This window comes from Streptococcus sp. HMSC071D03, assembly GCF_001812125.1.
Taxonomy (GTDB): Bacteria; Bacillota; Bacilli; order Lactobacillales; family Streptococcaceae; genus Streptococcus; species Streptococcus pseudopneumoniae_N.
On record NZ_KV807805.1, the window covers coordinates 1 to 5,668 of the forward strand.

5 protein-coding genes are annotated in these 5,668 nt (G+C 36.8%); 2 read left to right on the plus strand and 3 right to left on the minus strand.

Annotated elements, in window-relative coordinates:
• Nucleotides 1-257 precede the first annotated feature (257 nt).
• Nucleotides 258-1,205, minus strand: a complete 948-nt coding sequence (locus tag HMPREF2837_RS09185) for an AEC family transporter (protein WP_049548119.1) — start codon at nt 1,203-1,205, stop codon at nt 258-260.
• A 77-nt stretch (nt 1,206-1,282) separates the two neighbouring features.
• A complete protein-coding gene (locus HMPREF2837_RS09190; protein WP_049548120.1) occupies nt 1,283-2,908 on the minus strand; it encodes a malolactic enzyme in 1,626 nt (541 codons plus the stop codon).
• 357 nt (nt 2,909-3,265) lie between these two features.
• Here HMPREF2837_RS09190 and HMPREF2837_RS09195 point away from each other — a divergent pair, with 357 nt between their 5' ends.
• Both HMPREF2837_RS09195 and HMPREF2837_RS09200 read left to right on the plus strand, forming a co-directional pair.
• Nucleotides 3,266-3,616: a helix-turn-helix domain-containing protein gene (locus HMPREF2837_RS09195; RefSeq protein ID WP_049548143.1), complete on the plus strand. Its 351-nt coding sequence runs from the start codon at nt 3,266-3,268 to the stop codon at nt 3,614-3,616.
• Between the two features lie 129 nt (nt 3,617-3,745).
• Complete coding sequence (locus tag HMPREF2837_RS09200; protein ID WP_049548121.1) at nt 3,746-4,624, plus strand: LysR family transcriptional regulator; 879 nt, start codon at nt 3,746-3,748, stop codon at nt 4,622-4,624.
• Between the two features lie 689 nt (nt 4,625-5,313).
• On the opposite strand, the gene HMPREF2837_RS09205 is transcribed toward HMPREF2837_RS09200, so the two are convergent.
• Nucleotides 5,314-5,668: LPXTG cell wall anchor domain-containing protein (locus tag HMPREF2837_RS09205; protein WP_148131859.1), on the minus strand; the 355-nt coding region annotated here is incomplete at its 5' end.

Here is a 5,668-nt window from a genome sequence, read left to right on the forward strand (position 1 = left end):
TTTTCATCAACCCACTACAGTTGACAAAGAGCCTGTAAGTATAGTCATTCTTTCGAAGAACGTTTACTAAATTGTAATGCTTTACGAGCTTTTTTCAATCCTAGTTTGAAAAGTCTGGTTTTTAGGACAGCTCAAAAGCGCTTGATAGCAACCGTCAGAAGAGTTTCTTCTGATTTCAATTTCAATAAATAAAAATTTATGTATCTAAAATAGTGCAATTTCTTAATGCAAAACTTTCAATCCTATCTTCTTCCTTCTTATCCTAACAAAGTTTGTAATATTGGAATAACAACGATAAATAGAATCGTACTTAGAGTCACTACATTCGTAGAGAATTCCACATCTCCTTTTCCTTGATTAGCAAGGATTGGGAGAACTGCCAGAGCTGGTGTAGCAGACTGAATCATAAAGGTCTTAAATTCTACTGTTGCCATATTTGGTGCAAAGAACTTCAATACAAGAAGCATGATCAGAGGAGCTAGGATAAAGCGTCCAACCAAGGTGACAATTGTATCTTTATCAAAAGCAATCGTATTCAAGCCTGCCTTAGCAAGAACAATACCAATATAAATCAGAGATAAGGGAGTGACGATATTTCCAACATAGGTTAAGGTATTCGTTGCAAAATCTGGAATAGGAATTCGGAGAATCAAAAATAGTAGGGCGACAAGAAAACCTACAAGCGGAGCTGGTAGCAATTTCTTCCAGTCAAATTTAGTTGTCTCCTTGCTTTGACCCGATTTACTGTCGCTCGTCATCAAATACACGCCCAATGTCCAGGTGGAAATCGTATTGGTGATATAGTAAATCAAGAAATAAGGAAGAGCCTGATCCCCAAAAAGAGCAACGTTTAAAGGTAAACCAATAAAAATAGTATTGGCATTCACAAAGGTATTAATCATGGTTCCTCGCCGTCCTGGACGAACCTTGAAAACCACAACTGTAATATAAGCTACGATATAGCCCAAGATAAAGGCCACAAATGTATAAAGGAGACCTCCAGAAAGACTGATTAGCTTATCTAGTGTTAGGTATTTCATCACCGAAACAAAGATTGAAGCTGGCAAGGCTACATTCATGATCAAACGAGACAGGTTGGGACCAAAGCTATCTCCAAACCATCCCCTAACCTGAAGAATATACCCCAAAACAATAATAGCGATAATCGGAATGATACTCGTAATCGAGGTTAAAAAGAGTGACATAGGTATCCTTTCTAAATTACTTAAGTCCACAGCCCATACAAATCTGTGGCTAGTGAAGGATAGACAGCAGCAATGAATTATTTATACTCTGGATACCACTTCAAATCATGAACTGCTTTGGCCATATCTGTTTCCTTAGCACGCGCAAGACCTTGCTCTTGTGCTTTTTTAGCGACTGCTTCTGCTACTTTAATAGAAACATCTGCTACATACTTGAATGGTGGCAAGACAGGAGCTCCTGGTTGGCCTGGATTGACAATACCACTCAATGAATGAGCTGCTGCTCCAATCATTTCATCAGTCAAAAGACTTGCTTCAGAAGCCAGCATACCTAGACCAAGACCTGGGTAGATCAAGGCATTATTGGCTTGACCAATCACATAGTCGACACCTTTATAAGAAACTGTATCAGCAGGAATTCCTGTTGCGACAAAAGCTTTGCCATCTGACCATTCAATCAAATCTTTAGCACTAGCTTCAGCTAGTTTGGTTGGATTTGACAAAGGGAAAATCATCGGACGCTCTGTGTTTTCACACATAGCCTCTACTATTTCTTTAGTGAAAGTATTAGGCTGAGTCGAAGTTCCTACAAGAATGGTTGGCTTCACAGTCTTCACTACTTCAAGCAGGTCAGTCAACTTGTCTGCATTACTAAAGTCAGCACGTTTCTTAGCAAACGGTTTTTGTTCAGGGGTTAGGTCATCCATGTCATCAAAGAGAAGACCTTGTTTATCAACCATAAAGAAACGTTTATAGGCTTCTTCTTCAGAGAGACCTTCACTCACCATTTCACGCAGAACACGAGAGGCAATTCCTGCACCCGCAGTACCACCACCATAGCAGAGATAAACTTGATCTGTTAATTTTTCACCACTAATATCCAGCGAACCAAAGATACCACCCAAGGTAACGATTCCTGTACCTTGAATATCATCATTAAAGGTCGGAATTTGTTTCCGGTATTTTTCAAGAATATTGGCAGCATTCAAGCGACCAAAATCTTCCCAGTGAAGGTAAAGTTTAGGAAAGAGACGTTCTGCTGTTTGAACAAATTGGTCAATGAAGTCGTAGTAACGATCTCCGCGGACCCGTTCGTGACGATTTCCTAAGTAATTAGGATTGTTACGAAGTTCTTCACGGTTAGTCCCTGCATCGATGACTAAAGGAAGGACCATCGAAGGATCGATTCCAGCAGCACCCGTATAGACCATCAATTTCCCAACAGAAATATCAACACCATTTGTTCCCCAGTCACCAATTCCAAGGATTCCTTCTGCATCTGTTACAACAATGAGACGAATCTCGCGATCCCCAGCAGCATTTTTCAAAGTGGCTTCAATATTTTCAGGATGATTGATATCAAGATATCCCGCATATTGGGGATCTACAAAGAGATCACTATAGCCTTCAATCGTATCTGCGATGGTTGGGTCATATACAATTGGATTGAATTCTTCCAAATGTTGAGAAAATAGGTAATAGAAAAGAGTCCTGTTGGTATTAAAAATTTCCATTAGGAAAAGACGTTTTTCCAAATCATTGGCTTTTGTTTGCATTTGTGCATAAGTTTGCGACGCTTGTTCTTCAATCGTTTGAACATAAGGTGGTAGTAAACCAATAAGGCCTAGTTCCTTTCTCTCCTCTAAGGTAAAAGCAGTTCCCTTATTAAGGAAAGGATTATTTAAAATATCATGTGCAGTCATAATGCAACCTCCTTTTTACTTATATTATACCAAATAAAACGAATTGTTTATGAAACTTTGTTGCTTATAAAATACAATCGGATACGTATATGTTATAATGAATCTACGAGAACAATTTCTAAAAAGCTCTTTTATACTTAAAACACTATTATTGATGACACTTTAAGTTGTTATATTTTATAAAGTTCTGGACTCATCAAACTCTCGATAATCACTCTTTACTAAAATTTTCGATCAAAAGAAACTAATCATACAAATTAGCAATCCTAATTAAAATAAATATCATATAAGTTTGCTATATAATACTTTGTATTTTTTAAGGTGTTTTTTGTCATGCAAAACTTGTATTCTATTTATATGACAACTAAAAACTATTTACAACAATATATTTCCCAAAAAGTGAAATATTTTCGAACACAGAAAAAAATGAGCCAGGAAGAACTTTCGGAACATGCAGGACTTGGGCTAAAATATATCAATCAACTTGAAAACCAAAATGTGAATCTGACCATTCACAGTCTTGAAAAAGTGATTGTCGCCCTAGAGATGACCCCAGAGGAATTTTTCAATTTTGATAGCCTTGAATCAACCTCTGATAAGACTGACAATCTTTCACTCAAAAGAATCAACATGAAGATTAAACAGCTCCCTATTGATAGACGAGAAAAGATGTTGGTCATTTTTGAAAGTATCTTAGATAATCTTTGAGATCCCTGACTCACTTACATTTTAACTAGTGAATACCCGTATAGTCAAATTGTAGGCTACGGATAAAAATTATTTATCTGCTGATTTCCCCACTTATTTTCCTTCTCCAACTAATGAAAGTGAACCCATATGAATTTAAAAGATCTACAATATTTTTATGACCTCTGCCAGCTTCAATCCTATACGGAAGTAGCAAAACAACATAAAGTCAGCCAACCATCTATTTCTTATGCTATCAAGCGCTTAGAGGAATCCTTTAACTGCAAATTGATTCACCATGACCCCTCGCATCGTTCCTTCAAGCTAACTCCTCAAGGACAAATCCTTCTAAAGCATACAGAACTGATTTTACCTGAGGTCATTTCTACTCGCAAAGAAATTAATCGCTCCTTGGCACAATACTCTACTGTAGGATTCCCTCCTATTATCATTCAGTATCTCTTTGCTGCCTTAAACGAAAAAGATAAATTCGATTTTTTAAAAAAGGTACGCCCTATCCGCGGTGGCTCCGTGGAGTTATTAAACTTTCTCATCAAAGGAGACCTTGATGCAAGCCTACTCGGTTTGATTGAACCTCTCAATTATCCTTCAATAGAGACACACGAGCTATTTCATAAAGAACTGTATGTCGTTTTATCTAAGAACCATCCTCTTGCTACTGCTCCTTCTCTCGCTTTTGAAGAATTAGTAGATCAATCCTTTATACTTTTAGACGAACACTTTGTTCACCTGAAAGCTTTTGAAATGCTTAATCAAAAATATCAAAACAAGGCAGAAATATTCTTTAAGACTGATGACATTGTCATTCTTAAAGAACTTTTAAAGAAAGGGATTGGCCTTAGTTTACTGGCTGATATCGCACTTTCTGATGAAGATGATAATTTAATCAAGATCCCTCTTATACCGAAGGATCAGATAACTTTTACAGTTTACTACACTTATCTTAAATCAGCCACACCGTCATCAGAAGTAGAGGCCCTATTTCATCTAATTAAATCATATGAATAGAAAAAAACTCTAACTATCAACTACTTGATAGCTAGAGTTTTTTACATTATAGGTATTAGGTTAAAGTACGAAGAAATAGGATATGATCGCCGAGTCTTTTCATTTACCCGATACCTTTCAAGGAGATTTCTAATTATAAATCTACAAGATATCAATAAAAAAGAACACCCCAAAAGGTGCTCTTTGTAAGTATAGTAATTCTTTCGAAGAACGTTTTGAGTGCAGTGGTTGCCATCCAATCAAACATCGCTTCGCTTGTTTTCTTGGGGCAACTGTGCATAGCATATCTCTATGCGACTAAAGTCGCTAGAGCTATCCTAATTGCGCACCGCCAGTTCTCATAGAAAAAAACACCTTGCAATATGCAAAGTGTTTTCGTTTGTATTCTGCTGTCCAGCAACGAATTAACGTTTAGAGAACTGGCTAGCTTTACGAGCTTTCTTAAGACCTGGTTGGGGCACCACTTATTTCATCTAATTTCAAAGTGCTTTAAAATCAACGTTTTCATAAGTTTTCAAAAAATAAAATTTCAACTAATTTCAATCAGTTTCATTAAAATAAGGTAAACTTTCATAAAAAATAAGCAAAAATCGAACCAGAATATCAAAAGTTTCCCTTATCTAAAATTTTTACATATATACTAATTTGTTTCCATTCATTAGAAAAGAGAGCCACTGCTCTCTTTCTTTTTATCTATTATATTTTCGTTTTCCTGCTAAAGCAAATAGTCCAACACTTGCTCCAAACAATGCTAAAAGTCCTGAATCCTTTGTTCCTGTATTTGGAAGTTGTTTCTTAGGTTCTGCTTTTGTTTGACTAGCTTGTACAGGTGCTTGATAGGTTTTATCGTCTTTAGTTCCCACTGTAGCAAAATTAACAGGTTCGTTTTGAGCCTTAGCATCCACAACATCAACTACTTTACCGTTAGCGTCTTTAACTTCTTGAGGTTGACCACCTGCTTTACGGATTGCATCTTCTTTTTCTTTCAAAGCTTGCAAGCGTTGTTGCTCAGCAAGGTATGCGTCATGGTCGGCTTTGAGTTGC

Bases quoted from the DNA above. Each gene is read 5' to 3' on its own strand.
- HMPREF2837_RS09185 (WP_049548119.1), bottom strand. From the start codon at position 1,205: ATGTCACTCTTTTTAACCTCGATTACGAGTATCATTCCGATTATCGCT.
- HMPREF2837_RS09200 (WP_049548121.1), top strand. From the start codon at position 3,746: ATGAATTTAAAAGATCTACAATATTTTTATGACCTCTGCCAGCTTCAA.
- HMPREF2837_RS09190 (WP_049548120.1), bottom strand. From the start codon at position 2,908: ATGACTGCACATGATATTTTAAATAATCCTTTCCTTAATAAGGGAACT.
- HMPREF2837_RS09195 (WP_049548143.1), top strand. From the start codon at position 3,266: ATGACAACTAAAAACTATTTACAACAATATATTTCCCAAAAAGTGAAA.